The organism is Streptomyces sp. NPDC006294 (genome assembly GCF_042870895.1).
Lineage (GTDB): Bacteria > Actinomycetota > Actinomycetes > Streptomycetales > Streptomycetaceae > Streptomyces.
Genome location: NZ_JBIAHV010000023.1, coordinates 1 through 24,380, shown reverse-complemented (window position 1 = coordinate 24,380; position 24,380 = coordinate 1). Strand labels below are relative to the sequence as shown.

The window sequence follows — 24,380 nt, the reverse complement described above, 5'->3', positions numbered from 1 at the left end:
TCGTACGTACCGCCGTACACACCGCATTCCGGCCCGGTGATAATGCGCGGGTGAGCGAACTCCCTCTTCCCCTGCCGGCCGACCGGACACCCCCGGGCGTGCCCGCCTGGCGGTCGGCCGACGCCGCCGGATGGTCGGCCGCCGCCCCCGCGCGCTGGGCGCATCCCCTGTGGCCGGTGTGCGCGCTCGTCGTGGCGATGGTGTGGTCGGTCGCGGCAGCCCCGGAGGCGGCCTGCACCCCGGCCGAACCGTGCGGCACCGACTGGTGGGGAGCCGCACTCGCCGGCGTGGGGCTGCTGTCGCTGTACTGGATCTGGCGGTTGCCCCGGCTCGCCCTGGTGAGCCTGGGCGTGACCGTCGCGGGCGGTCTTCTCGACGCCGGACTCGTCGCCGCGTTCGACGGGGCGGCCGACCTCGCGATGGTGCTGGCCCTCGCCTACGCCGTCGTCACCATCGTCCACCGGCTGGCCGCCGCGAGCCGGCAGCGGCTGCTCGCCGAACAGGCCGCCGGACCCGCCAGGCACACCCTCCCCGCGGCAGCCGGCCACTTCCGGCGCGGCCGCCTCAGCTTCGCGCTCGCCGCACTCCTGCTGGCGGTGGGCATGTTCGCCCTCCTGCGGGTCCAGCAGGTCGTCGACGCGTACGAGGAGCACGCCGCGCACGGCTCCCGCGTCGCCGCCGAGGTCACGCGGGTGACCGACGACGAGGACGTCACCGCCCTCAAGGTGGCGTCACCGGACGGCGGTTCGCACACCGTGGAGACCGCCTACCCCGAGGACCACCCGGTCGGCAGCACCGTGGAACTCGTCGTCGACGGCGAATGGGCGACCCTGGCCGCCGAGCCGTACGACGTCTTCGGCTGGGAACTGCTGCTGCTGGTGACCGCCGTGCCCGGACTCGCCTTCCTGGCCAACGGCGCGACGGGGCACCTGCGCGCGCTCCGGCTGCGCCGCGCACCGCTGCCGGCGCTCAGGGTCCTCGTCCGCGAGGGGCACACGGACAGCCGGACCTGGGTGTACGCGGCCGACGACCTCGCGGCGGAGCGTCCGGTGCTGCACTTCCAGTCCCTGTACGCCGCCGACCACGACGACGAGGAGGAGGAGGACGACGGGGCGGAGGACGAGAAGCGGTTCGCCTTCGAGGCGGAGGCGGCGAGGGAGGAGTGGGCCGCCGAGGCCGCCAAGGCCGTCGCCGCCCTGGGCGGCGCCGACCCGGTGCCGCCGCTGTGCGAGGCCGTCCTGTTCGGCCCTCCCTTCGCCGGCGCCGAAGTCGTCCTGATCGCGGCGGACGAGGACGGGGAGGTGTCGGTGGAGTGCAGCGTCACGCCCGTACGGCCCGCGACGGCGAAGCTGTTCGACGTCCCGGGGCGCTCCCGCCGCCTCTCCGGCGGTTCCGTCGGTCCGGACGACCGCCGTGCCGGCGCCTCGATGGAGCCCACCGTCGACCCGCTCACCTGGTCCGCCGGCCGGGGGTCGCGGGCCGTGGGCCTGTTCCTGCTGCTCGTGCACGGCGGCGGCACCTGGGCCGCACTCGGCGACGAACTCGCATGGCAGTGGCTCGTCCTCCTCGTGCTCGGGATGCCGTGGCTCATCGGTTCCGTCTCCACCGCCCTCAACTGGCGGGTGACCGCCGACCACGGAGGTCTGTGGCTGAACGGAGCCTGGCGCGTCAGCCGTGTCCCCTGGAACCGGATCACCGGAGTCCAGCACACCGACGACGGCATCCGGGTCTCCGTCTCGGAGGGCAAGGACGTCAACCTGTCCCCGACGGGCTGGGCCTGGCTCGAACGCAGACTGGGGCGTCACCCGGCCGCCGTCCGTGCCGCGGAGGAGGCGGGCGCCCTGTGGCAGGACCCGGCCCTGCGCCCGGCGCGTGACGCCACGGCGGCCGAGCAGGGCATGCCGCTCGGGCCGGTGGTCCTGGCGGCGGCCGTGCTGTGGGGGACCGCCGTTCTGCTGCTGTGACCCGCGACCCGCGACCCGCGACCCGCAATCCGTGTCCCGTGTCCCGCGATCCGGGGTCCGTGTCCCGTGATCCGGGGTCAGGTCACCGCGCGGCCCTCCGCGCCCGGGCCTTCGCGGGCGCGGCCGGCGTCGCCGGAGCGCCCTGCTCCGTCAGGTCGATCAGCCGGCAGACCGTCTCGATGTCGATCTTCACCTGGGCGATCGACGCCCGCCCGGACAGCCAGGTGATCAGCGCCGAGTGCCAGGTGTGCTCGATCACGCGGACCGCCGACAGCTGCTCCGGCGTCGGGTGCTCGATGCCCATCGCGTCCAGAATGAGCGCCGTCGTCTGCCGCGAGACCGTGTCCACCTCCGGGCTCACGCTGCGGTCCGCGAAGGTCAGCGCCCGTACCATCGCGTCCGCGAGATGCGGCTCGCGCTGCAGCGCGCGGAAGGCGCGCATCAGCGTCTCCGCGACCCGCTCCGCCGCGCTGTCGCCGCCCGGCGGGCGCTTGCGCAGTGTCGTGTGCAGGTGCTGGAGCTGGTCCTGCATGGTCGCCACCAGCAGATGGATCTTGGACGGGAAGTAGCGGTAGAGCGTGCCGAGCGCCACGCTCGACGACTCGGCGACCTCACGCATCTGCACCGCGTCGAATCCGCCCCGGCTCGCGAGCCGCGCGCTCGTGTGGAGGATGCGCCGGCGGCGCGCCTCCTGCCGCTCCGTGAGGGGCGGCATCGCGGGGAGCACCGGCCCGCCTTCCGCTGTCATCAGTCCCGTAGTCCGTTCCTGCGCGCGCCCGCCGTGGCGGGAATCACCTGATCCGCCGGTCACAGTTGCGCTACCGCCGGGTAGATTCGAAGCTCCTTGAACGATCAAGTCTGTAACTTGTTCTAGATTAGCGCGACCGATTACGCTCCGCCGAAACGCAGTGAGAAGGGGGCCACGGGTGACCGCAGAGGCCATAGAGGCCGGCCCCCGAGCGGGCACGTCCGGCAGGTCCGGCCGCGGTGGCGACGCTCCGCTGCGGATCGCGCTCCTGACGTACAAAGGGAACCCGTTCTGCGGCGGCCAGGGCGTCTACGTACGCCATCTGTCACGCGAACTCGCGCGCCTCGGCCACCACGTCGAGGTGATCGGCGCCCAGCCCTACCCGGTCCTCGACGAGGGCGTCCCGCTGACCGAGCTGCCCAGCCTCGACCTGTACCGCAGCCCCGACCCGTTCCGCACGCCGAAGCGCGACGAGTACCGCGACTGGGTCGACGCGCTGGAGGTCGCCACCATGCGCACCGGCGGCTTTCCCGAGCCGCTGACGTTCTCGCTGCGCGCCCGCCGCCATCTGCGCGCCCGGCGCGGTGAGTTCGACGTCGTCCACGACAACCAGACCCTCGGCTACGGCCTGCTCGGCGACGTCGGCGCACCGCTCGTCACCACGATCCACCACCCCATCACCGTCGACCGGCAGCTCGACCTCCGGGCCGCCGCCGACTGGAAGGGCCGCGCCTCCGTACGCCGCTGGTACGGCTTCACCCGGATGCAGAAGCGCGTCGCCCGCCGGCTGCCGTCCGTGCTGACCGTCTCCGGCTCGTCGCAGCAGGAGATCGTCGACCACCTCGGCGTACGGCGCGAGCGGGTCCACGTCGTCCACATCGGCGCCGACACCGACCTCTTCTCGCCCGACCCGGCGGTCGCCGAGGTCCCCGGCCGGATCGTCACCACCTCCAGCGCCGACGTCCCCCTCAAGGGGCTCGTCCACCTCGTCGAGGCGCTCGCCAAGCTCCGCACCGAGAACCCGGACGCCCACCTCGTCGTCGTCGGCAAGCGCGCCGAGGACGGCCCGGTGGCACAGCTCATCGAGCGCTACGGGCTCCAGGACGCCATCGAGTTCGTCAAGGGCATCACCGACGCCGAACTGGTCGACCTGGTGCGCAGCGCCCAGATCGCCTGCGTGCCCTCCCTCTACGAGGGCTTCTCGCTGCCCGCCGCCGAGGCCATGGCCACCGGCACCCCGCTGGTCGCCACCACCGGCGGCGCGATCCCCGAAGTCGCGGGCGCCGACGGCGAGACCTGCCTGGCCGTCCCGCCCGGCGACGCGGAGGCGCTGGCCGCCGCGCTGCGCCGGCTCCTCGGCGACGGGCGCCTGCGGGCGCGCCTCGGCGACGCGGGCCGGGCCCGGGTGCTGGCGCGCTTCACCTGGAAACAGGCCGCCATCGGCACCGCCGAGCGCTACCGAGAGGCGATCGCGGCGTCCCCCGCCGCGGTCCGTACCTCCTGACATCCCCCTCGCCCCGCCCCGCAGGAAGGCAGACTCCCCGTGCTGACCGTCGACTTCTCCCGCTTCCCGCTCGCCCCGGGCGACCGTGTGCTCGACCTGGGCTGCGGCGCCGGCCGGCACGCGTTCGAGTGCTACCGGCGCGGTGCCCGGGTCGTGGCCCTGGACCAGAACGGTGAGGAGATCCGCGAGGTCGCCAAGTGGTTCGCCGCGATGAAGGAGGCCGGTGAGGCTCCGGCGGGCGCGACGGCCACCGCGATGGAGGGCGACGCCCTCAACCTGCCCTTCCCCGACGAGTCGTTCGACGTCGTCATCATCTCCGAGGTGATGGAGCACATCCCCGACGACAAGGGCGTGCTCGCCGAAATGGTCCGCGTGCTGCGGCCCGGCGGCCGTATCGCCGTCACCGTCCCCCGCTACGGCCCCGAGAAGGTCTGCTGGGCGCTCAGCGACGCGTACCACGAGGTCGAGGGCGGCCACATCCGCATCTACCGGGCCGACGAACTGCTCGGCAAGATGAAGCAGGCGGGTCTGCGCCCCTACGGCACCCATCACGCGCACGCGCTGCACTCGCCGTACTGGTGGCTCAAGTGCGCCTTCGGAGTCGGCCGCGACGGTGACGACGCAGCGCTGCCGGTGAAGGCGTACCACAAGCTCCTGGTCTGGGACATCATGAAGAAACCGCTGGCCACCCGGGTCGCGGAGCAGGCGCTGAACCCGCTGATCGGCAAGAGCTTCGTGGCCTACGCGACCAAGCCGCACCTTCCCTCCGACGCCGTGGACGCCGCCAAGTGACCTTGCCGGGACGTACAGACCACCTTGTCCTGCCCGGGGTCCTGAGCGCGGAGCAGGCCGCGGAGACCGTCGCCGGCATCCTCGCCGCGCAGCGCGCCGACGGTGCGATCCCCTGGTTCCGGGGCCACCACCTCGACCCGTGGGACCACACGGAGGCCGCCATGGCCCTCGACGCCGCCGGCGAACACGACGCCGCGGCCCGCGCCTACGAGTGGCTCGCCCGGCACCAGAACGGCGACGGCTCCTGGTACGCCGCCTACCACGACGGCGACGCGGACGCCGTGACCGACCACGGCCGCGAGACCAACTTCTGCGCCTACGTCGCGGTCGGCGTCTGGCACCACTACCTCGCCACCGGCGACGAGGCCTTCCTCGACCGGATGTGGCCCGTCGTGTACGCGGCGATCGAGTTCGTCCTCGCGCTGCAGCAGCCCGGCGGGCAGATCGGCTGGAAGCGCGAGCAGGACGGCACGCCGGTCGACGACGCGCTGCTGACCGGCAGTTCCTCCGTCCACCACGCGCTGCGCTGCGCGCTGGCCGTCGCGGAGGAACGCGAGGAGCCCCAGCCGGACTGGGAACTCGCCGCGGGCGCGCTGGCCCACGCCGTCCGCCACCACCCGGAGCGCTTCCTCGACAAGGACCGCTACTCCATGGACTGGTACTACCCGGTCCTCGGCGGCGCGGTGACCGGCGTGGCGGCCAAGGAACGCATCGAGTCACGCTGGGACGACTTCGTGGTGCCGGGTCTCGGGGTGCGCTGCGTCCTGCCGAACCCGTGGGTCACCGGCGGCGAGAGCTGCGAACTGGCCCTCGCGCTCTGGGCGATGGGCGAGTCCGACCGCGCCCTGGAGATCCTCCAGTCCGTCCAGCACCTGCGCGCCGAGGGCGGCCTGTACTGGACGGGCTACGTCTTCGAGGGTGAGCCCGCGATCTGGCCCGAAGAGCTGACCACCTGGACGGCCGGCTCGCTCCTGCTGGCGGTGGCGGCGCTGGGGGGCGACGAGGCGACGGTGGCGGTGTTCGGCGGAGAGCGGCTGCCGAGGGGGCTGACCCCGGACTGCTGCGGGGCCCGCTGAGGCGGGCGGGTTGCGGTGCGGGTCCGTTCCCCGGGCTCTGCCCCTCAATCGCCGGGCGGCCTTGAGGGCACGGCCGAAGGCCGTACGGGGTCCGGGGCTTGCCCCGGTTACGGGGAGGGGCGGGTAGGGGAACACGCCCGCCGCAGGCGTCACCCGCCGCGGTGGACGGGCCCGCGCGGTGCCCGGTCCGGGACGCCGGGCGCGTCCCGGCGCACACGCGTCAGCGGCGTCGCAGCGCCCTCGCACCCGCGTGCCCCAGGAAGAGGTAGACGACCGCCGCCAGGCCGTAGCCCGACACGACCCGCGCCCACTCCTCGTCGAACGTGAACAGGTCGTGCGACCAGCCCGCCAGCCATCGGGCCGTGGCGCGGACGAACTCCACGAGGTCGTTCGCGCGGTTGGCGTCCAGCAGGTACATCAGGATCCACAGCCCGATGACGAAGGCGATGACGTCCGCGACGACGGCGATGATCCTCGCCGCGGTAGTGGTGGTGCTTGCGCGTGTTGTCATGTACGGCGTGTTACCGCTTGTGCGTGCGTGAAACGCCCCGGGGCCCGCCGCGCTACGCGTTCAGCTCGGCCAGCACCCGCAGCGTCCGTGGATCCGGCGCCGTGACCAGTAGGTCCGTCACCGGCCCGGCACGCCACAAGTCGAGGCGTTCCGCGATGCGTTCGCGCGGCCCGACGAGCGAGATCTCGTCGGCGAAGGCGTCCGGCACAGCGCGTACGGCCTCCTCCCTGCGGCCCGCCAGGAACAGTTCCTGGATCCGCCGGGCCTCTTCCTCGAAGCCCATCCGGGCCATCAGGCCGGCGTGGAAGTTGCGGGCCGCGTGGCCCATGCCGCCGATGTAGAAGCCGAGCATCGCCTTCACCGGCAGCAGCCCTTCCGCGACGTCGTCGCAGACCCGGGCGCGGGCCATCGGCGCGACCATGAAGCCTTCCGGGAGGTCCGCGAGGGACGGCGCGTACACGTCGGTCCGCAGCGGGGACCAGTACAGCGGGAGCCAGCCGTCGGCGATACGGGTGGTCTGCGCGATGTTCTTCGGGCCCTCCGCGCCGAGGAGGAGCGGCAGGTCCGCCCGGAGCGGGTGCGTGATGGACCTGAGCGGCCTGCCGGTTCCGGTGCCGTCGCCGCCCGCGTACGGGTGGGAGTGGAAGCGCCCCGCCAGTTCCACCGGTCCCGCGCGGGCGAGGACCTGGCGGACGACGTCGACGTACTCGCGCGTCGCGGTGAGCGGGCTCCTCGGGAACGGGCGGCCGTACCAGCCCTCCACCACCTGCGGGCCCGACAGGCCGAGGCCCAGCGTCATCCGGCCGCCGGAGAGATGGTCCAGGGTGAGCGCGTGCATCGCGGTGGCCGTCGGCGTACGCGCGGCCATTTGCGCCACGGCCGTGCCCAGCCGGATGCGGGACGTGTGCGCGGCGATCCAGGTGAGCGGGGTGAAGGCGTCCGACCCCCACGCCTCCGCCGTCCACACCGAGTCGTAGCCGAGCCGCTCGGCCTCGCGGGCCAGTTCGAGATGGCCGGGGTCGGGGCCGCGGCCCCAGTAGCCGAGGGCGAGTCCCAGTCGCACGTCTGCCTCCCGTGGTCCCCGTGGTCCGACACCACCGACTGACGGGGCGTCAGGGTACGGCAACGGCCCCCGGCCCGGAAGGGCGAGGGGCCGTGCGGTGCACGGGCGGGGTCAGCCGCGCTGAATGCCCGTGGTGTCCTGGAGGACGCCGCGACGTCCGTCCTGCGTCTGGGCCACCAGGCCCGGACCGCGCTGCTCGACCGCGAGGTACCAGGTGCCGGGCGCCAGTTCGGCGATCGGCGTCGGCGAACCGTCCTCGCCGTACAGCGGACGGGCCACCGGCACGGCGAACCAGAACGGGGTGAAGTCCGACGGCGCACCGCCCTGCGAGGCGTCGGCCGGAGCCGCGGCGGCGGCCGGCTGGCCGGCGTCGTGCGCCTGCGGGACGCCCTGCTGGGCGCCGTAGGGCTGGGGCTGACCCGGCTGGGGCTGGGCCCCGTACGGCTGCTGCTGCGCGCCGGCGCCCGGGTAGCCGTAACCGCCCTGCGGCTGGGGCTGCATGCCGTACGGCTGCTGACCGGCGATCGGAGCGGGGCTCGGGGCGCCGACCAGCGGGGCCTTGAGCGCCGGGACCAGCGGGGTGGCGACGGCGCCGCCCGCGAGGGCGATCGTGCCGAGCAGTCCGAGGATGGCGCCCGCGCCCGCGCTGTTCATGTCGATGATCGTCCAGAACATCGTCCAGAGCGCGAAGATGGTGAGCGCGACACCGAACTGCCCGAGCTCGAGGCCCGCGACCTTGCGGCCCGGCATGGCGCGACTGAGCACCAGCAGCCCGGCGCCGATGATTCCGGCGATGTAGATCGACATCACCGTGCTCAGGGAGTCCCAGGCGTTGTAACTCGCGCCGCAGTCGCCACCGCCGGGGCATTCGTAGCTGGTGAAGCTGAGGAACGAGGCGATGAACAGCACCACCGCTGCTCCGATCACCACGCCGTCGCCTCGAGTGAGGGAGCGGATGTTCACGTAAGAATCCTTCGTCGTCGTCTCATCATCGGGGCGGTCTTCGCCGCCGCCTGTCGGCGGTGTGCGCTGACGCGGAGCTCGGGGGTGACTCCCCATCGTAGAGGTGAATCTATCGTCTGACGGTTCCGGACGTCCGCCCGGTATCGCACTCACCGCGTCAGGTAGCTGCTGATCCCGTCCGCCATTCCCTGGGCTGCCTTCTGCCGCCAGCTCGGGCTGGTGAGCAGAGCGACATCCTCAGGATCCCGCATATTGCCGCATTCGATGAAGACTTTGGGCACGGTCGAAAGGTTGAGTCCACCCAGATCGTCGCGTACGTCGAGGCCGGTGCCGCCGCCCACGTAGTTGGAGGGGGAGCTTCCGGTGGCGCGGAGGAACCGGCCCGCGATCCGCTCGCCGAGTTCGCGCGAGGGGCCCACGATCCGCGAGGTGTCGGCCGCGCCCGCTTTTACCCGATCGGGGAGGATCACATGGAACCCGCGGTTGCCGGCCGCGGAGCCGTCGGCGTGGACCGAGACGACCGCGTCGGCCTTTGCTTCGTTGCCGAATCGTGCCCGTTTGTCGATGCACGGACCGAACGGACGATCGGCGTCCTGGGTGAATTCGACCCGTGCACCCTGCTTTTCGAGGAGTGTGCGAAGACGTCGTGAAACATCGAGGGTGAAATCGGCTTCCCGGTATCCGGCGTTGGTCGCCGTGCCCGTCGTGTCGCATTCCTTGCGATTGGTTCCGATGTCCACCTGCCGGTTGATCTCGCTGGTGTGCGAGAAATTGCCGGGATTGTGCCCCGGGTCCACGACGACGACCTTGCCCGCGAGCGGGCCGGTCTTCTTCGACTGGTAGGCCGAGGGAGACGAGCCGGGCGGCGTGACCGACTTGGACCCGGACGGGGTCGGTGAGGTGGACGGGGCCTCGGAGCCGCCCGGCTTGCCCGCGGAGGTGGCGGACCCGGTGGGGGCGCCGCCGCTCCCGGAACCCTCGGCCTGCCACACCAGCCATCCGCCCGTACCACCCGCAATGAGCGCCGCGCCCGCGACCACGGCGACGAGGGCCCGCCGGGAAGGGCGCGGCCGGGGGGCATGGTGCTGGTTCTCGTCGTACGACACGGTCGCGATGCTAGCGGGCGGCGGGGCCGGTGGTCGGCCTGGCCGACGGTGTAGCACCCGACCGGTCCCGCGGTTATGGAGCGGAGCCCTGGCGCGGATCCCCGGCCTGCGGTGCCGGTGCGGGCCCGTATCCGGGAAGGTGTCGTGTATCACCGGCAGCCCGCGCTCCGCGATGCTGCCGCCCCCGGCCGGACGGTCGAGGAACTTGGCGCACACCTCTTGACCATGCGCACCTACCGGTCAGTACGCTCTGCGCACCCCCGCAACGACACCGGTGTCCTCCCCTTGAAGCCGCGGCCAATCCTTCGCCCGGCACGCCCGGCACGCCCGCAGGTACCGCTTCCTGCGATCCGGGAAGAGCCCAGCGCGCACGCTCCCCACCGCGACGCGCCGTCGAGCGTTTCTCCCCACCCCCACCCTTCGAGTCGAGGACCGCATGAAGAAATCCGTCATGGCCGCAGCCGGCGCCCTTCTCGCCGTGCAAGCGTCGGTTCCTGCCCAGGCGTCCAGCACCTCCGGCTTCACCCTGGACAGCAACCCCATCCTGTTCGTGCACGGCTACAACGGTGGCAGCAGCAACTGGAACACCATGGCCGACCGTTTCAGGGCCGACGGCTGGCCGTCCTCCCACCTGCACCAGTGGAACTACGACTCGCGTCAGTCGAACACCATCACCGCCCAGCAGTTGTCCACCGAGGTCGATCGTGTCCTCGCGGCCACCGGGGCCGACCAGGTCGACATCGTCAGCCACTCCATGGGCGGCCTCTCCTCGCGCTACTACCTCAAGAACCTCGACGGGACCGCCAAGACCGAGGCCTGGGTGTCGCTGGGCGGCCCGAACCACGGAACCGACTCCGCCAACGCATGCTTCGACACGTCCTGCCCCGAGATGCGCATAGGCTCCAGCTTCCTCACCGCCCTCAACTCCGGTGACGAAACCCCGGGCGCGCCCCGCTATGCGACCTGGTGGTCGCCCTGCGACACGGTGATCAACCCGGACAGCTCCGTGTCCCTGTCCGGCGCGGTCAACACCAAGACCAGCTGCGTCTCACACACGGGTCTGCTCACCGACGCGACGGTGTACGCCCAGACCCGCGACATGATCAACCGCTGACCCGCACGCCGGCGGCATGATTCCGCCGACTGCCCGTCCTCGACCCGGCGCGGCGGCGCCGACGCGTGCCGAGCACTTCATGAGGCGCCCACCGGGTCCCCGGCCCGCAGTCGCCGCTCAGATGCCCTGCCCCGTGCGGCGCAGGACGCGCAGCGAGTCCGTGGCCGAGACCTCGGTGAACGCGCCGGACGCCAGGGCCCGCAGATAGACGCGGTACGGGGCCTGGCCGGTCCACTCGTCGACCGGGTCGGGGAAGACGTCGTGGATCGCCAGCAGGCCGCCCTCCGCGACATGCGGGGCCCAGCCCTCGTAGTCGTTGGTCGCGTGCTCGTCGGTGTGGCCGCCGTCGATGAAGACCAGCCCGGCCGGTCCGGCCCACACCTTCGCCACCTGCGGCGACCGGCCCACGATCGCGACGACGTGGTCCTCCAGGCCCGCGCTGTGCAGGGTGCGGCGGAAGGTGGGGAGCGTGTCCATGAGCCCGATCTCCGGGTCCACGGTCTCCGGGTCGTGGTAGTCCCAGCCGGGCTGCTGCTCCTCGCTGCCCCGGTGGTGGTCGACGGTCACCGCGACCGTCCCGGCCGCGCGGGCCGCGTCCGCCAGCAGGATCGTCGAGCGCCCGCAGTACGTCCCCACCTCCAGCAGCGGCAGCCCGAGCGCACCCGCCTCGACGGCGGCGGCGTACAGGGCGAGGCCCTCCTTCACGGGCATGAAGCCCTTGGCGGCCTCGAAGGCGGCGAGGGTCTTCGGCTCGGGGACGGCGGCGGGCATCGGTTCCTCCGGGAGGGCGTACGGGGGCGTACGGACGGGAGGCCATCGTGCCCTACGCGCCGGTAGCTCCCGCGCGCACCACCCCACGGCCTGCGCGGCGGCTGCCACCCGCCTCCGGCCGCCCACCCGGCGGGTCTCGTGGCACCGGCACGTAGCATCGGGTCCGTTTGTGTTGTGCCCCTGTGACCGGGGCCGTGATGCGGGGGCGGGCGATGACCGAGGGCAGCGAAGAGCGTGGCGGGACGGGCGCTTCGGCGGGAGAAGGCGAAGGAGAGACCGCTTCGCGGGGCTCCTGGCTGCGCCGCGTTCTGCGCAGCCGCACCGTGCGGGCGGCCGCCGCGGCCGGCGTCGTCGGTGTGCTTCTCGGAGCGGGGACGGTGGCCTGGCAGACGGACACGCTGCCGCTCCTGAAGCCGGCGCCCTGCTGGGACTCGCTGGACGACAAGGTGCTCACGGGCTTCTTCGGCGACCGCCGTCTGGAGGTCGAGGAGCAGAAGCTGCAGCCGGATCCGCGCGACTACGTCACGCGGGCATGGGCGTCCTGCCGGATCACCGGCTACCGGGGAGACAACGCGAGCCGCCAGCTCAGGCTGCGGGTGCACCAGTTGGACGGGCTCTTCGGCCGGGACACGAAGCTGTGGCCCGGCGAATACCTGGCCTCGCGGATGGTGGAGCTGGGCGGCGGGCTGCCCGGCCAGGTCTCGGGGACGCGCGGCTGGCTGGCTCTGCCCGAGAACTGCACCGGAAAGACGGGGGAGGACACGGGCCCCGTCGTGGTGGACGTGGCGACGGGCGCGGCGTTCGCCGACGCCGAGTACTCGGAGCCGGACCGCGCCGCGCTCGGCCGCGCACTGGTGCGCGCGGCCAACGGGGTCATGGGCCGACTGGGCTGCACCGACACGTACACCGTGCCCGAGTCGTTCCCGGACGTGGCCGAGTGGCAGGATCTGACCAAGGGCGACGTGTGCGGGGTCAAGGGGCTGGATCTGCCCGCCGACCTTCGCGAAACGCACAGGCGGACGAGGCTCGGCGGCGGTGACGGCACCGCCCGTGTCTGCGAGGTGGGCCAGGACCGCGACAGCTACGCGCTGCGGCTGCTGACGGTGCGGGCCGCCGGCCTGACCGCGATCTACCGGGCCGGCATGTTCGGGCCGGGTACGAGGCTGGAGGGCACCAAGGGCTCCGGCATGCTGAGCACCGACCGGGCGACGTACTGGGCGAAGTGCCCGTCCGGAGAGGTGGTCTTCATGGTCGAGCACGACCTTTCCGGCGGCTCGACGCTCCACGCCGAGCTTCTCCCGGCCTACGTGGCGGCAGAGGCCGAACGCATCGGCTGCGGTCCGGTGCGGGTGGAGCTCCCGGCTCCCTGACGAGACCCGTCTCTCCTGACCTTCCGTCAGGTTGAAACATGTTCTACTCTGGCACGCGTTCTCGGCCTGTCCGCGCGACGGAAGGAGTGCCGGAGATGAAGGCGTACGTCGTCGGCGTCGGCACCACCAAGTTCGAGAAGCCCGAGACCCGTGACTGGCAGTACTGGGACATGGCGCGGGAGGCCGGCGCCGCCGCGCTCTCCGACGCCGGCGTGGCGTACGGGCAGGTCGACCAGGTGGCCGCCGGGTACTGCTTCCAGCCGTCCACCGCCGGGCAGCGGGCCGCGTACGAACTCGGGCTCACCGGCGTGCCCGTCTACAACGTCAGCAACAACTGCGCCACCGGCGCGACCGCGCTGATGCTGGCCCGGCAGTTCGTGGAGGGCGGCGCCGGCGACTGCGTACTGGCGCTCGGCTTCGAGAAGATGACCCGCGGCGCGCTCGGCGGCGGGGCGGGCCGGGGCGACTTCGCGGCCTCGCCCGTCGCCCGCCACTACGGCGTCATGGCAGCGCGGCACGGCTTCGCCCCTTCCCCGCCCACCGCGCAGATCTTCGGCAACGCGGCCCGCGAGCACATGGAGCGGTACGGGACGACGGCGGCGCAGCTCGCCGCCGTCGCCGCCAAGAACCACCGGCACTCGGCGGACAACCCCGACGCCCAGTTCCAGGACGTGTACTCCGCCGACGAGATCGTCGCCGCCCCGCCGGTCCACCCGCCGCTGACCAGGCTCCAGTGCTCGCCGACGTCCGACGGCGCGGCCGCCGCCCTCGTCGTCTCCGAACGCTTCGTCGTCGGGCACGGCCTGCACGGCAGGGCGGTCGAGATCGCCGCCCAGGCGATGACCACCGACACCGAGGAGTCCTTCGCCTCCGGCTCGTGCATCGACGCCGTCGGCAGACCGATGTCCCGCGCCGCCGCGCTGGCGGTGTACGAGAGGTCGGGGCTCGGCATCGAGGACGTGGACGTGGTCGAGCTGCACGACTGCTTCTCCGTCAACGAACTGCTGACGTACGAGGCGCTGGGCATGTGCCCGGACGGGGAGTCCGGCAAGCTGATCGAGAGCGGCGCGACGACGTACGGCGGGCGGTGGGTGGTCAACCCGTCGGGCGGCCTGATCTCCAAGGGCCATCCGCTGGGCGCGACCGGGCTCGCGCAGGTCGCCGAGCTGGTGCGGCAGCTGCGCGGGGAGGCCGGGCCGCGGCAGGTCGACGGCGCCCGGACCGGCCTGGCGCACAACATCGGGCTGGGCGGCGCGGCGGTGGTCACGCTGCTGCGGCGGTCCTAGGACCCAGGTCTCAGCGGCTCCGGTCGAAGTCCTCATGTACGGACCGCCCGCGGGCTGCGACCATGACACCCATGGTCCGTCCCGCACCGAAGACACAAGAGCCCGTCCGGCCCGCGCCCGTCACGCCGTCCCCGCGCACCTGGGCGGTGATCGCTGCCGCGTGCGCCGGACAGTTCCTCGTCGTGCTCGACGTGTCCGTCGTCAATGTGGCGCTGCCGTCGATGCGCGCGGACCTGGCGCTGTCGCCGGCCGGGCTGCAGTGGGTGCTGAACGCGTACTCGATCGCGTTCGCCGGCTTCATGCTCCTCGGCGGCCGGGCGGCCGACATGTTCGGCCGCAAGCGGATGTTCCTGGTCGGGCTGAGCCTGTTCACCGCCGCGTCCGTCGCGGGCGGACTGGCGCAGGAGGGCTGGCAGTTGCTGGCGGCCCGCGGGGTGCAGGGGCTGGGAGCCGCCGTGCTGGCGCCCGCCACGCTGACCATCATCACCGCGGCCGTGCCGCCAGGACCCGCCCGCACCCGGGCCATCGCCACCTGGGCGGCCGTCGGCGCGGCGGGCGGCGCGGCCGGCGGACTCGTCGGCGGGGTGCTCACCGACCTGCTGTCCTGGCGCTGGGTGCTGCTGATCAACGTGCCCGTCGGGGTGCTGGTGCTGGCGGTCGCCGCCCTGTGGCTGACGGAGAGCCGGACCGGCGGGAGCCGCAGGCTCGACCTGCCCGGCGCGGTCCTCGTGACCGGCGGCCTGGCCGCCGTCGCGTACGGCATCGTGCAGACGGAGCAGTCGGGCTGGGGCGAGAGCGCGACCCTGCTGCCGCTGCTCGGCGGACTCGCGCTGCTCGGCGCGTTCCTGGCGGTGGAGTCCCGTGCGAAGGCCCCGCTCATGCCGCTGAAGATATTCCGTTCGCGGGCGGTCTCGGCCGCCAACGTGGCCATGCTGGTGACCGGTTCGGCCTCGTTCGCCATGTGGTTCTTCATGACGGTCTACGCCCAGAACGTCCTCGGTTACACACCCCTCGAGGCGGGGCTCGCGCTCATCCCCAGCTCGGTCAGCATCATCGTCGGCTCGAAGGTCGCGCCGCCGCTGATGGCGAGGGCGGGGGCGCGCAACGTCGCCGCCCTCGGCGCCCTGATCGCGGCGACCGGCTTCGGCTGGCAGTCGACGATGGACGCCCACGGCGCGTATCTGACGTCGATCGCCGGCCCCGGCGTACTGATGATGGCCGGCATCGGCCTCGTAGCCACCCCGCTCGCCTCCCTCGCCACCTCCGGGGCCGCCCCCGAGGACGGGGGTCTGGTCTCCGGCCTGATCAACACCTCCCGGACGATGGGCGGCGCGCTGGGCCTGGCGATCCTCACCACGGTCGCGGCCTCCCGCTCCGGCGGTGCCACCGACGCCGAGTCGCTGACGGCCGGTTACGCGCTGGCGTTCCGTACGGGCACGGGAGTGCTGCTGGCCGCCGCCGTGGTCATGCTGCTGTTCCTGCCGCGACCGGCGGCGGACCGGGCGTAGGGCCGCCTCCCGCAGCAATGGCTACAGCCAGCCCTGCTGACGGGCCGCCCGCATCGCCTCCATGCGGTTGCGGGTGCCGGTCTTGCCGATCGCGGACGACAGATAGTTCCGTACGGTCGACTCCGACAGATGCAGCGCCACCGCGATGTCGGCGACCGTCGCCCCGTCCACCGACGCGTTCAGCACGTCCCGTTCCCGTGCGGTGAGCGGGCTGGGACCGGCGCCGAGCGCGGCCGCCGCGAGCGCCGGGTCGACGACCGTCTCGCCGGTCAGCACCCGGCGGATCGCCTGCGCCAGTTCCTCCACCGGCCCGTCCTTGACGAGGAAGCCCGCCGCCCCCGCCTCCATGGCCCGCCGCAGATAGCCCGGCCGGCCGAAGGTGGTGAGGATCAGCACCCGGCAGTCCGGGACCTCCCGCGCCAGATCGGCGGCGGCGTCCAGACCGCTGCGGCCCGGCAGCTCGATGTCCAGCAGGGCCACGTCGGGCCGGTGGGTGAGCGCCGCGTCCACGATGGCGTCGCCGCGCCCCACCTGCGCGACGACGTCGAGGTCCGGCTCCATCCCCAGCAGCAGCGCGAGCGCGCCGCGCATCATGCCCTGGTCCTCGGCGAGCAGCACCCGTACCGACCTGGTGGGCCTGTGCTCGCGGGGCATCTCGTTCATGGCCTCAGGTTACGACCGGACCGGCAGTTCGGCGCTCAGGCGGAACCCGCCGCCCGGGCCGGGGCCCGAGGTGAGCGTGCCGCCCGCCGCGGCCAGTCGTTCGGTGAGGCCCCGCAGCCCGCTGCCGGACACGTGACCGGACACATCGCCGGGGCTGGAGCCGTGGCCGGGGCGGGGGCCGCGGCCGTCGTCCGTGACGGTGAGGCGGACGTGCTCGGCGGTACCGGTCAGGGCGATCTCGCAGCGCGACGCCCCGGCGTGGCGTACGACGTTGGTCACCGACTCCCGTACCACCCAGGTCAGCAGTGCCTCCGCCGCCGGTTCCAGCAGCGGGCCCGACAGCCGCACGACCGGTTCGACACCGGCCGTCGTCAGGGTGTCGCGGGCGCGGCCGAGTTCCGCCGTCAGACTGCCCTCGCGGTAGCCGGTGACCGCCTCGCGGATCTCGGTGAGCGCATGGCGTCCCACCGCCTCGATGTCCCGGACCTGGGTCAGCGCCTCGGGCATGTCGCGCTCGCCGAGGCGGCGGGCGGCCTCCGCCTTGACCACGATCACCGACAGGGTGTGGCCGAGCAGGTCGTGCAGGTCGCGGGAGAACCGGAGCCGTTCCTGCTCGACCGCGCCGCGCGCCAGCTCCGCGCGGGTGGCGCGCAGTTCGCCGACGGTGTCGGAGAGCGCCAGCACGGCGGCGGTCACCATCGTCGAGATGAAGGTGCCGTACACGACACCGATCGCGCCCCAGCCGTCCCGCCAGATCGCGACGGCGCCCGCCGCGGCGCACAGCGGGACCACCGCCCATCCCAGCCGTCGCGGGCCGCGCAGGGCCGCGCCGACGGCCAGGCCGAGCAGCGGGAAGAAGAGGAGCCAGTTGCCGCCGTAGCCGGCGGCGAGGGCGAAGGTGACCGCGGTCAGCGCCGCCAGGGCCCAGCGGGTCGGGGCCGAGTCGCGTGTGGTGTCGTCGAAGGAGCGGAAGACGACGGCGATGTAGAGGGAGTTGAAGACCAGCACCCCGATGCCGCCGACCCAGGGGGTGGGCGTCTCGCCCTGGAGGAGGTTGGCGACGGCGCCGAGGCCCATCAGCAGCCACGGCAGCATCGTGAACCCGCTGGGCGGACCGACTGCCACGGGCCTGTCGCCGTGGAGCGTCTTGGAAAGTGTCCCGGAGCTGTTCATGGCCACGACGCTACGGACCGGGGCGGGGGCCCCGGCAGATCCGCATGTACTCACCCGCCGGTGACAAATGTCCCGGGCCGGGCTCGCACGGAACCGGCATGTCTGACATACCGTCAGTCGCCTTCACAACTTCCGGAGGCCGCGCTATACATGGACGCCATCGGCCTAGAACGCGTTCTAGAACGGGCTCGCCCGGCCGGTCCCGTACGACCTCGGTGCGGCCGACGGTGCGGAAGGTCGCGCCGAGGTCTTCCCCTCCTCGAGGAGCCGCAGCCCCATGCCCATCGATGCCGCGAAAGCCGTCGCCGCCGGACCCCGCTCCACCACCATCAGCTGGGACCACAAGGACGTTCAGCTCTACCACCTCGGCCTCGGCGCCGGCCGGCCCGCCACCGACCCCGGCGAACTGCGCTACACCCTCGAGTCCCGGCTGCAGGTGCTGCCGAGCTTCGCCACCGTCGCCGGGGCCGGCACGGGCGTCGTCGGCGGCCTGTCCGCACCCGGCCTCGACATCGACCTCGCCTCCGTGCTCCACGGCGGCCAGCGCGTCGAACTCCACCGCCCCCTCCCCGTGAAGGGCACGGCCACGTCCACCTCACGCGTCGCCGCCGTGTACGACAAGGGCAAGGCCGCGGTCCTCGTCCTGCGCACGGAGGCGGCCGACGGCGACGGGCCGCTGTGGACCAGCGAGTCCCAGCTCTTCGTACGCGGCGAAGGCGGCTTCGGCGGCGAACGCGGACCCTCCGAGCGCCTGGAGACCCCGGACCGGGCGCCCGACCGGACCGTCGAGCGCGGGGTGCGCGAGGACGCGGCCCTTCTCTACCGGCTCTCCGGCGACTGGAACCCGCTCCACGCCGACCCGGACTTCGCGAAGCGCGCCGGGTTCGAGCGGCCGATCCTGCACGGCCTGTGCACATACGGCATGACGCTCAAAGCGGTCGTGGACACGCTCCTCGGCGGGGACGTCACCCGCGTCCGCTCGTACACCGCACGCTTCGCCGGCGTCGTCCTCCCCGGCGAGACGCTCCGCGTCCGGATGTGGGCGGACGGGGACGGCCGCGTCCAGGCGACGGTGACCGCCGTCGAACGCGGCGACGCGCCCGTACTCGCCGACACCCTCGTAGAGACCCTGTGACCGCCTGCTGAAGGGACCCGTCATGCGCGCAGCCGTAGTGCACGAGATCGGCCAGGACAAACTCGAAGTCCTCGACGACGTCGAGGCGGTGGGCTTCGGCCCCGGCAAGGTGCGGATCCGTGTCCGGGCCACCGGACTGTGCCACTCCGACATCTCCGCGATGACCGGCGTCCTGCCGCAGCCCGCGCCGTTCGTCCCCGGCCACGAGGGCGCCGGCGAGATCCTCGACGTCGGCGACGGCGTCACCGGCCTCGCCGCCGGCGACCGGGTGCTGATGTGCTGGCTGCCCGCGTGCGGTGGCTGCGCCGCGTGCCGGCGCGGCCAGAGCCACCTCTGCCTGGCCGGGTTCATGAACGCCGGCACCCCCAACTTCCGCCGGGGCGACGGCGACGTCTTCGGCTTCGCCGGCACCGGCACCTTCACCGAGGAGGTCGTCGTGGCCGCCGGCTGCGCCGTGCCGATCCCCGACGACGTGCCCTTCGACATCGCCGCGCTCATCGGCTGCGGCGTCACCACCGGGCTCGGCGCCGCCATCAACACCGCGCAGGTGGAGGCCGGTTCGTCGGTCGCCGTCATCGGCTGCGGCGGCGTCGGCATCTCCGCGATCCAGGGCGCGAAGGTCCGGGGCGCGGCGCAGATCGTCGCCGTCGACCCCGTGGCGTCCCGGCGGGAGGCGGCCCTGCGGTTCGGCGCAACGGAAGCGGTGGCGCCCGACGGCCTCGCCGACACCAAGCAGCGCGTCACCGCGGGGGAGGGCTTCGACTACGTCTTCGAGGTCGTCGGCAGGTCCGCGACCGCCCGCACCGCCTACGAGACGACCAGGCGCGGCGGGACCCTGTGCGTCGTCGGCGCCGGCGCCATGGACGACCACCTTCAGCTCAACATGTTCGAGCTGTTCTTCGACGAGAAGCGCATCCTGCCGTCCCTGTACGGCGGCGGGGACGTGCTGCGCTCCTACGAACGGGCCATCGCCCTGTGGCGGGCCGGCCGGATCGACCTGGCCGGCCTCATCACCCACCGGGTGCCGCTGGCCGGGATCAACGACGCGGTGGCGCAGATGCGCAGCGGCGAGGCCCTGCGCACCTGCGTCGAACTGTGAGGAGCCCCGCGATGCGCCTCCCCCTCGAAGGTCTCAGCGCGGTCGTCACCGGCGCCGGCCGCGGTCTCGGCCGGGCCGAGGCGCTGGAGCTGGCCCGGCTCGGCGCGGCGGTCGTCGTCAACGACTACGGGCAGCCGGGGCATGGGGGCACCTCCCATGCCGAAGGCCATGGGGGAGGCAGCGGCGCGGCGTCCGGCACGCCCGCCGAGTCCGTCGCCGAGGAGATCCGCGCGGCGGGCGGCCGCGCGATCGCCCACCACGGCGACGTCGCCGACTTCGACGCGGCACGGGAACTGATCGGCCTCGCGGTCCGCGAGTACGGCAAGCTGGACGTCCTCGTCAACAACGCGGGCATCCTGCGGGACCGGATGGTCTTCTCGATGACCGAGGCCGAATGGGACGCGGTCATCCGCGTCCACCTCAAGGGCCACTTCAACACCACCCGCTTCGCCGCCGAGCACTGGCGCGCCCGCGCCAAGTCGCCGGACGGCGGCGGTCCGGTGTACGGGCGGATCGTCAACACCTCCTCGGAGGCGTTCCTCGCGGGCTCGGCGGGTCAGCCGAACTACGCGGCGGCCAAGGGCGGAATCGTCGGACTGACGACCTCGACGGCGTCGGCACTGGCCAAGTACGGCGTCACGGCGAACGTCATCTGTCCCCGGGCGCGGACGCGGATGACGGAGGACGTCTTCGCCGGCTCGCCCCCGCCGGCCGGGGCCGTCGACCCCCTCTCCCCGGAGCACGTGGCTCCTCTGGTCGGCTACCTGGCCTCCCCGGCGGCTGCCGCGGTCAACGGGCAACTCCTCGTGGTCCACGGCGGCATGGTGGCGGTGATGGAACGCCCGCGGGTGGCGGCGAAGTACGACACGGCGAAGGACGTCTTCACGCACGCGGAACTGGACGAGGTCCTGACGCCGTACTTCGCGGGGCGGCCACGGGGGGAGACGTTCGCGACACCGGAGGTGCTGTCGCTGCGTCGGGGGTAGACAGCGACTGGCTCGTGTCGGTCGACTCCACCGTCGTCCGCGCCCACCGGCACGCCTCGGGGGCCGGAAAAGAGGGCCGTTGGTCGTGGGGGCCGGAGCCGGTCAACGTGTGACCACGAGCTGAGAAACAGCAGTTGGGCAGGCAAGACGCCTCGGAGGCGAGGGCGTACCGGGGCCCGGGGCCTGCCCCGGTTCGGGAAGGGGGCGAGCCCCACGCAGAGGCAGCCACCCCGCACCCAACCCGCCCGTCACGCGTCCAGGACCGCGACCTCCAACGCGTCCAGCCGGTCCCGCTCCGCGATGATCTCGATCCTTGTGATCCGGTCGTCCACGACGGTGAACGTGAGCGCCACGGCCAGCCGACCCTGCGGCGCCATCACCAGCCCGACCGCCCCGTCCACGAGCGCGACGCCGGTGTACTGGGCGCGGGCCATCGCGGACGCCGCGCTCTGGGCCACAGGACGGGCGCCGTGGAGCGAGATCGGCTCAGGGCTGGGGACGACCGCCTTGTCGGCGTGCAGCACCACGTCGGGGTGGAGCAGGGCGAGCAGCGCGCTGAAGTCCCCGCCCCGCGTCGCTGCCAGGAACGCGTCGACGACCCGGCGCCGCCGCGCCAGATCGGCGTCGGGCGCGGCGGCGCCCCCGCCCTTGACCCGGCGGCGCGCGCGGCTCGCGAGCTGCCTCGCCGCCGTCGGGGAACGCTCGATCAGCGGGCCGATCTCGTCGAACGGCACGGCGAACAGGTCGTGCAGCACGAACGCGAGCCGCTCGGCCGGCGCCAGCGTGTCGAGCACCACCAGCAGTGCCACCCCGACCGAGTCGGCCAGCAGCACTTCCTCCTCGGGATCGGTCCCGCCCTCGGGGCCGGTGGCCGGCTGGGGCAGCCGTGCCTCGAGCGGGTCCTCGCGCCGAGACTCGCGCTGGCGCAGCATGTTCAGACAGACCCGCGACACCACCGTGGTCAGCCAGCCGCCGAGGTTCTCGACGCCGCCGGTGTCGGCGCGGCTGACGCGCAGCCAGGCCTCCTGTAGGGCGTCGTCGGCCTCGCCGGCCGAGCCGAGCATCCGGTAGGCCATGGCCCGCAGCCGGGTCCGGTCCTCCTCGAAGCGGTCGAGCAGCGCTGCGTTCTCGTCCATCGGTCACATTCCTCGCTGGGGCGTCACAGAAGCCGGCCCCCGAAAACCTATCGACTGTTCCGGTCCGGACGAGGTCGACCCCGACATGACGACGACCCCCGTCATGCGGCGGGGGCCGGTCGCTGAGGGATCGGTAGGGAAGCGGATCACCGGTGGTGCTTGGCGAATTCCACGAGACCGGCGAACCCCTCATGGGTCAGGGTCAGGTGCGGGCCGTACGGGTTCTTGCTGTCGCGGATCAGGAACTCACCGGTTGCGCGCGCGTGTTCGGGCGCCCATTCGATGCACTGTCCCTCGCCGCCGCTGTAGGTGCTCTTGACCCACCGCATCGGCTGGGGGCCGGGCGTGCTGCTCATTTGGCGTGATCCTCCATGATCTTGCGAACCAGGGACAGCGACACCTGCTCGGACAGTGCCGCCATGCGAAGCCGATCGAACATGCCGACGGCTGTCGCCACCACGCTAGACGCCTCGTCCACTTGACCACCATGGGTGGGGGTCTCGGTGTAGACCGCGTGGGGTGCGCCGTGCAACGACAGCAGCGTAAACGGCAGGTTGCTGGGCGCGGCACCCGCTTCGTACGGCAGCACTTGAACCGTGACATGGGGCGATGTCATCTGTGCGGCCAGATGCTCGAGTTGTCCGATCATGACGGACCGGCCACCGACGCGGGTGCGCAGGACGGACTCATGGATCACGACCCACAAGAGGGGTGGTTCGTCATGCTCTATGACGGCCTGCCGCCTGATGCGCAGCTCCACGCGCGCCTTGATCTGTTCCTCTGTCTCGCGAGGGAAGGCAGCACGGATGACGGCCGACGCGTACTCCGGAGTCTGCAACAGGCCCATGAGGAACGTGCACGAGTAGTCCGTGATCCCGCTCGCGGACTCCTCGAGGGTGATGTACGGCACGAACCATTCAGGGTGCCCCTGCTTGCTCAGCTTGGCACGAAGCCGGGCGTACACGCCGGGCGTGCCGGCCACACGGTCCATGGCCTCCGCGAAGGCTTCTGACGCCAGCACGGCGCCGTTCTCGACTTTGCTGACCTGTGCCTGCCGGTAGTGCAGTTGGTCCGCGAATCTCTCTTGGGACAGCCCCACGGCTTCCCGCAGAGCCTTGGTCTCCTCGCCGAAGTACGCAGCACCGTCGGCGGGCTCCTGTGCCTGGTCAGCCTGCTCGCTCACCTGTTCAACTCCCCGGTATTCCGCTTGCGTTGGAATGGCCCCAGACCTGTTGGGCGTGCGCACTCCGAGGCCATGGTGTGAGTGGGTAGTCACACAGAGCAAGCGGGGAAGAACGACCAACAGTGTACGGAGAGACGGCGGACATGGCGACGGCAGGCAGGCGGCAGACGGCTACGGACAGGGTCAGAGACGCTGAACGGGCGCGTGACGAACTACGGCACGCGCTCGACGCGGCGGGGGTGAAGCTGCCGTCGCTGTCCCTTGACGCCGTCTCCTGCGCCGGGTCCGCCCCGCTCGCGCTGATCGACCTGGGGCGCTGCAACGTGGCGACGGCCCGCGCACTCGCCGCCGCGCTCCGGCCGGCGCACGAGGGCGCGGGGCACGGGCAGGGGGCGACGCGGTGACTCGGCGCGTGTTCCGCTACGTCCCGTTCTCCATCCAGCAGGACGCGACGGCGGAACCGGAGTACGAGGCCCGTTGCGTGTCCGGCGACGAAACCGAGTGCGGGGCCCGGTCCGGTACGCACAGCGCGCCCGGGCCGGTGGAACGGTGGCAGTGCAGGCACGCGCAGGAGACCGGGCACCGCCGCTACCGCCGGAACTTCGGCGACTACGCGGTCGTGCAACCGCCGGGCGAGCGGGCCGGACTCGTAGCGCCGGACGGCGGTGGAGCGTGATGTTCCCTCCTGTCGTCGAGCGTCCATGGCGCGATGCGTGGCCGCTTGCCGCGCGGACGGACGACGGTAACGCGTGGGTGTCGGGCGTCTGTTGGCTGGACTGCCGACGCGACGGCGTGCGCGTGCTGTGGGTCGGCTCCGTGAACACCCCCGGTGCGACGGGTGATGTGTACGCCTGCGGCCCGTGCATCGCGGAGCTCGCCCACATGGTGCGCGTCCAGTCGCACGTCCGCGACGGGGCCGAGAACCGCACCGAGCGGGAACCTGCGACGTACGCCGTGCCCGTTCACGCACCACCTCCCGCCACGACCAGGACGTGCGAGCACCGGCAGACCGAGAAGCGCGACGGCAAGACCTGCTGCCGGGCCTGTCAGCGACAGCTCTACCTGTGAAGGTCCGCAACAGAGCGGGGGGGGGGGGGGGGGGGGGGGGGGGGGGGGGGGGCCCCCCCCCCCCCCCCGCCGCTTCATACGGCTTCTCAGCCCTTGACGGCGCCGGCGGACATGCCGGTCACCAGATGCCGCTGGGCGAAGAGGAAGACGAGCCCCGCGGG

25 protein-coding genes are annotated in these 24,380 nt (G+C 72.7%); 14 read left to right on the top strand and 11 right to left on the bottom strand.

What is annotated here, in order from left to right; translation table 11 throughout:
• Positions 1 to 50 precede the first annotated feature (50 nt).
• Positions 51 to 1,964, top strand: a complete 1,914-nt coding sequence (locus ACFYOP_RS30930) for a hypothetical protein (protein WP_356891357.1) — start codon at positions 51 to 53, stop codon at positions 1,962 to 1,964.
• An 82-nt stretch (positions 1,965 to 2,046) separates the two neighbouring features.
• Here the strand turns inward: ACFYOP_RS30930 and ACFYOP_RS30925 are convergent, their stop codons facing one another.
• Positions 2,047 to 2,712 (bottom strand): TetR family transcriptional regulator, encoded by a 666-nt coding sequence (locus ACFYOP_RS30925; protein WP_356891359.1) that lies wholly within the window; start codon positions 2,710 to 2,712, stop codon positions 2,047 to 2,049.
• Positions 2,713 to 2,890: 178 nt separating this feature from the next.
• Here ACFYOP_RS30925 and ACFYOP_RS30920 point away from each other — a divergent pair, with 178 nt between their 5' ends.
• The 3 genes from ACFYOP_RS30920 to ACFYOP_RS30910 are packed head-to-tail and all read left to right on the top strand — an operon-like array spanning position 2,891 to position 6,084.
• Positions 2,891 to 4,216 (top strand): glycosyltransferase family 4 protein, encoded by a 1,326-nt coding sequence (locus tag ACFYOP_RS30920; protein ID WP_356891361.1) that lies wholly within the window; start codon positions 2,891 to 2,893, stop codon positions 4,214 to 4,216.
• Between the two features lie 39 nt (positions 4,217 to 4,255).
• The gene (locus tag ACFYOP_RS30915) at positions 4,256 to 5,008 is read left to right on the top strand and encodes a class I SAM-dependent methyltransferase (RefSeq protein ID WP_356891363.1); all 753 of its coding nucleotides are present in this window, start codon (positions 4,256 to 4,258) and stop codon (positions 5,006 to 5,008) included.
• A complete protein-coding gene (locus ACFYOP_RS30910) occupies positions 5,005 to 6,084 on the top strand; it encodes a prenyltransferase (RefSeq protein WP_356891365.1) in 1,080 nt (359 codons plus the stop codon). The genes ACFYOP_RS30915 and ACFYOP_RS30910 overlap by 4 nt, the downstream gene beginning before the upstream one ends.
• A 220-nt stretch (positions 6,085 to 6,304) precedes the next feature.
• On the opposite strand, the gene ACFYOP_RS30905 is transcribed toward ACFYOP_RS30910, so the two are convergent.
• The 4 genes from ACFYOP_RS30905 to ACFYOP_RS30890 all read right to left on the bottom strand — a co-directional run bounded on the left by ACFYOP_RS30905 (position 6,305) and on the right by ACFYOP_RS30890 (position 9,727).
• On the bottom strand, positions 6,305 to 6,595 hold the full coding sequence (locus ACFYOP_RS30905; RefSeq protein WP_356891367.1) for a hypothetical protein: 291 nt from the start codon (positions 6,593 to 6,595) through the stop codon (positions 6,305 to 6,307).
• 52 nt (positions 6,596 to 6,647) lie between these two features.
• A complete protein-coding gene (locus tag ACFYOP_RS30900; RefSeq protein ID WP_356891369.1) occupies positions 6,648 to 7,658 on the bottom strand; it encodes an LLM class F420-dependent oxidoreductase in 1,011 nt (336 codons plus the stop codon).
• Positions 7,659 to 7,769: 111 nt separating this feature from the next.
• Positions 7,770 to 8,621 carry a DUF5336 domain-containing protein gene (locus ACFYOP_RS30895; protein WP_356891371.1) on the bottom strand — a complete coding sequence of 284 codons (852 nt, stop codon included), beginning with the start codon at positions 8,619 to 8,621 and terminating at the stop codon, positions 7,770 to 7,772.
• Between the two features lie 149 nt (positions 8,622 to 8,770).
• Positions 8,771 to 9,727, bottom strand: coding sequence for an N-acetylmuramoyl-L-alanine amidase (locus ACFYOP_RS30890; RefSeq protein ID WP_356891373.1), 957 nt, complete (start codon positions 9,725 to 9,727; stop codon positions 8,771 to 8,773).
• A gap of 451 nt (positions 9,728 to 10,178) precedes the next feature.
• Here ACFYOP_RS30890 and ACFYOP_RS30885 point away from each other — a divergent pair, with 451 nt between their 5' ends.
• The gene (locus ACFYOP_RS30885) at positions 10,179 to 10,841 is read left to right on the top strand and encodes an esterase/lipase family protein (protein WP_388453585.1); all 663 of its coding nucleotides are present in this window, start codon (positions 10,179 to 10,181) and stop codon (positions 10,839 to 10,841) included.
• 117 nt (positions 10,842 to 10,958) lie between these two features.
• On the opposite strand, the gene ACFYOP_RS30880 is transcribed toward ACFYOP_RS30885, so the two are convergent.
• Positions 10,959 to 11,612, bottom strand: a complete 654-nt coding sequence (locus tag ACFYOP_RS30880; RefSeq protein ID WP_356891377.1) for a class I SAM-dependent methyltransferase — start codon at positions 11,610 to 11,612, stop codon at positions 10,959 to 10,961.
• 212 nt (positions 11,613 to 11,824) lie between these two features.
• Between ACFYOP_RS30880 and ACFYOP_RS30875 the strand changes: the two genes are divergently transcribed.
• The 3 genes from ACFYOP_RS30875 to ACFYOP_RS30865 all read left to right on the top strand — a co-directional run bounded on the left by ACFYOP_RS30875 (position 11,825) and on the right by ACFYOP_RS30865 (position 15,776).
• Complete coding sequence (locus tag ACFYOP_RS30875; RefSeq protein WP_356891379.1) at positions 11,825 to 12,982, top strand: hypothetical protein; 1,158 nt, start codon at positions 11,825 to 11,827, stop codon at positions 12,980 to 12,982.
• 95 nt (positions 12,983 to 13,077) lie between these two features.
• Positions 13,078 to 14,268, top strand: coding sequence for a beta-ketoacyl synthase N-terminal-like domain-containing protein (locus ACFYOP_RS30870; protein WP_356891381.1), 1,191 nt, complete (start codon positions 13,078 to 13,080; stop codon positions 14,266 to 14,268).
• 71 nt (positions 14,269 to 14,339) lie between these two features.
• Positions 14,340 to 15,776, top strand: coding sequence for an MFS transporter (locus ACFYOP_RS30865; protein WP_356891383.1), 1,437 nt, complete (start codon positions 14,340 to 14,342; stop codon positions 15,774 to 15,776).
• A 21-nt stretch (positions 15,777 to 15,797) separates the two neighbouring features.
• On the opposite strand, the gene ACFYOP_RS30860 is transcribed toward ACFYOP_RS30865, so the two are convergent.
• Both ACFYOP_RS30860 and ACFYOP_RS30855 read right to left on the bottom strand, forming a co-directional pair.
• Entirely contained in the window at positions 15,798 to 16,439 is a 642-nt protein-coding gene (locus tag ACFYOP_RS30860) for a response regulator transcription factor (RefSeq protein WP_356891385.1), read from the bottom strand.
• Between the two features lie 9 nt (positions 16,440 to 16,448).
• Positions 16,449 to 17,612, bottom strand: a complete 1,164-nt coding sequence (locus ACFYOP_RS30855; RefSeq protein WP_356891387.1) for a sensor histidine kinase — start codon at positions 17,610 to 17,612, stop codon at positions 16,449 to 16,451.
• A 277-nt stretch (positions 17,613 to 17,889) separates the two neighbouring features.
• On the opposite strand from ACFYOP_RS30855, the gene ACFYOP_RS30850 reads away from it, so the two are divergent.
• The 3 genes from ACFYOP_RS30850 to ACFYOP_RS30840 are packed head-to-tail and all read left to right on the top strand — an operon-like array spanning position 17,890 to position 20,832.
• The gene (locus tag ACFYOP_RS30850) at positions 17,890 to 18,747 is read left to right on the top strand and encodes a MaoC/PaaZ C-terminal domain-containing protein (protein WP_356891389.1); all 858 of its coding nucleotides are present in this window, start codon (positions 17,890 to 17,892) and stop codon (positions 18,745 to 18,747) included.
• A gap of 22 nt (positions 18,748 to 18,769) precedes the next feature.
• Positions 18,770 to 19,846 carry a Zn-dependent alcohol dehydrogenase gene (locus ACFYOP_RS30845; protein WP_356891391.1) on the top strand — a complete coding sequence of 359 codons (1,077 nt, stop codon included), beginning with the start codon at positions 18,770 to 18,772 and terminating at the stop codon, positions 19,844 to 19,846.
• 11 nt (positions 19,847 to 19,857) lie between these two features.
• Positions 19,858 to 20,832, top strand: coding sequence for a 3-oxoacyl-ACP reductase (locus ACFYOP_RS30840; protein ID WP_356891393.1), 975 nt, complete (start codon positions 19,858 to 19,860; stop codon positions 20,830 to 20,832).
• Between the two features lie 248 nt (positions 20,833 to 21,080).
• Here ACFYOP_RS30840 and ACFYOP_RS30835 read toward each other — a convergent pair whose 3' ends face one another.
• The 3 genes from ACFYOP_RS30835 to ACFYOP_RS30825 all read right to left on the bottom strand — a co-directional run bounded on the left by ACFYOP_RS30835 (position 21,081) and on the right by ACFYOP_RS30825 (position 23,151).
• On the bottom strand, positions 21,081 to 21,968 hold the full coding sequence (locus tag ACFYOP_RS30835; protein WP_356891395.1) for a sigma-70 family RNA polymerase sigma factor: 888 nt from the start codon (positions 21,966 to 21,968) through the stop codon (positions 21,081 to 21,083).
• Positions 21,969 to 22,114: 146 nt separating this feature from the next.
• Positions 22,115 to 22,324: a DUF397 domain-containing protein gene (locus ACFYOP_RS30830; protein WP_356891397.1), complete on the bottom strand. Its 210-nt coding sequence runs from the start codon at positions 22,322 to 22,324 to the stop codon at positions 22,115 to 22,117.
• Complete coding sequence (locus tag ACFYOP_RS30825) at positions 22,321 to 23,151, bottom strand: helix-turn-helix transcriptional regulator (RefSeq protein ID WP_356891399.1); 831 nt, start codon at positions 23,149 to 23,151, stop codon at positions 22,321 to 22,323. The genes ACFYOP_RS30830 and ACFYOP_RS30825 overlap by 4 nt, the downstream gene beginning before the upstream one ends.
• Before the next feature lie 143 nt (positions 23,152 to 23,294).
• Here ACFYOP_RS30825 and ACFYOP_RS30820 point away from each other — a divergent pair, with 143 nt between their 5' ends.
• The 3 genes from ACFYOP_RS30820 to ACFYOP_RS30810 all read left to right on the top strand — a co-directional run bounded on the left by ACFYOP_RS30820 (position 23,295) and on the right by ACFYOP_RS30810 (position 24,219).
• Positions 23,295 to 23,555, top strand: a complete 261-nt coding sequence (locus tag ACFYOP_RS30820; protein ID WP_356891401.1) for a hypothetical protein — start codon at positions 23,295 to 23,297, stop codon at positions 23,553 to 23,555.
• Entirely contained in the window at positions 23,552 to 23,827 is a 276-nt protein-coding gene (locus ACFYOP_RS30815) for a hypothetical protein (protein WP_356891403.1), read from the top strand. Before ACFYOP_RS30820 ends, ACFYOP_RS30815 begins: the two co-directional genes overlap by 4 nt.
• 77 nt (positions 23,828 to 23,904) lie before the next feature.
• The gene (locus ACFYOP_RS30810; RefSeq protein WP_356891405.1) at positions 23,905 to 24,219 is read left to right on the top strand and encodes a hypothetical protein; all 315 of its coding nucleotides are present in this window, start codon (positions 23,905 to 23,907) and stop codon (positions 24,217 to 24,219) included.
• The last annotated feature ends 161 nt before the right edge of the window (positions 24,220 to 24,380 follow it).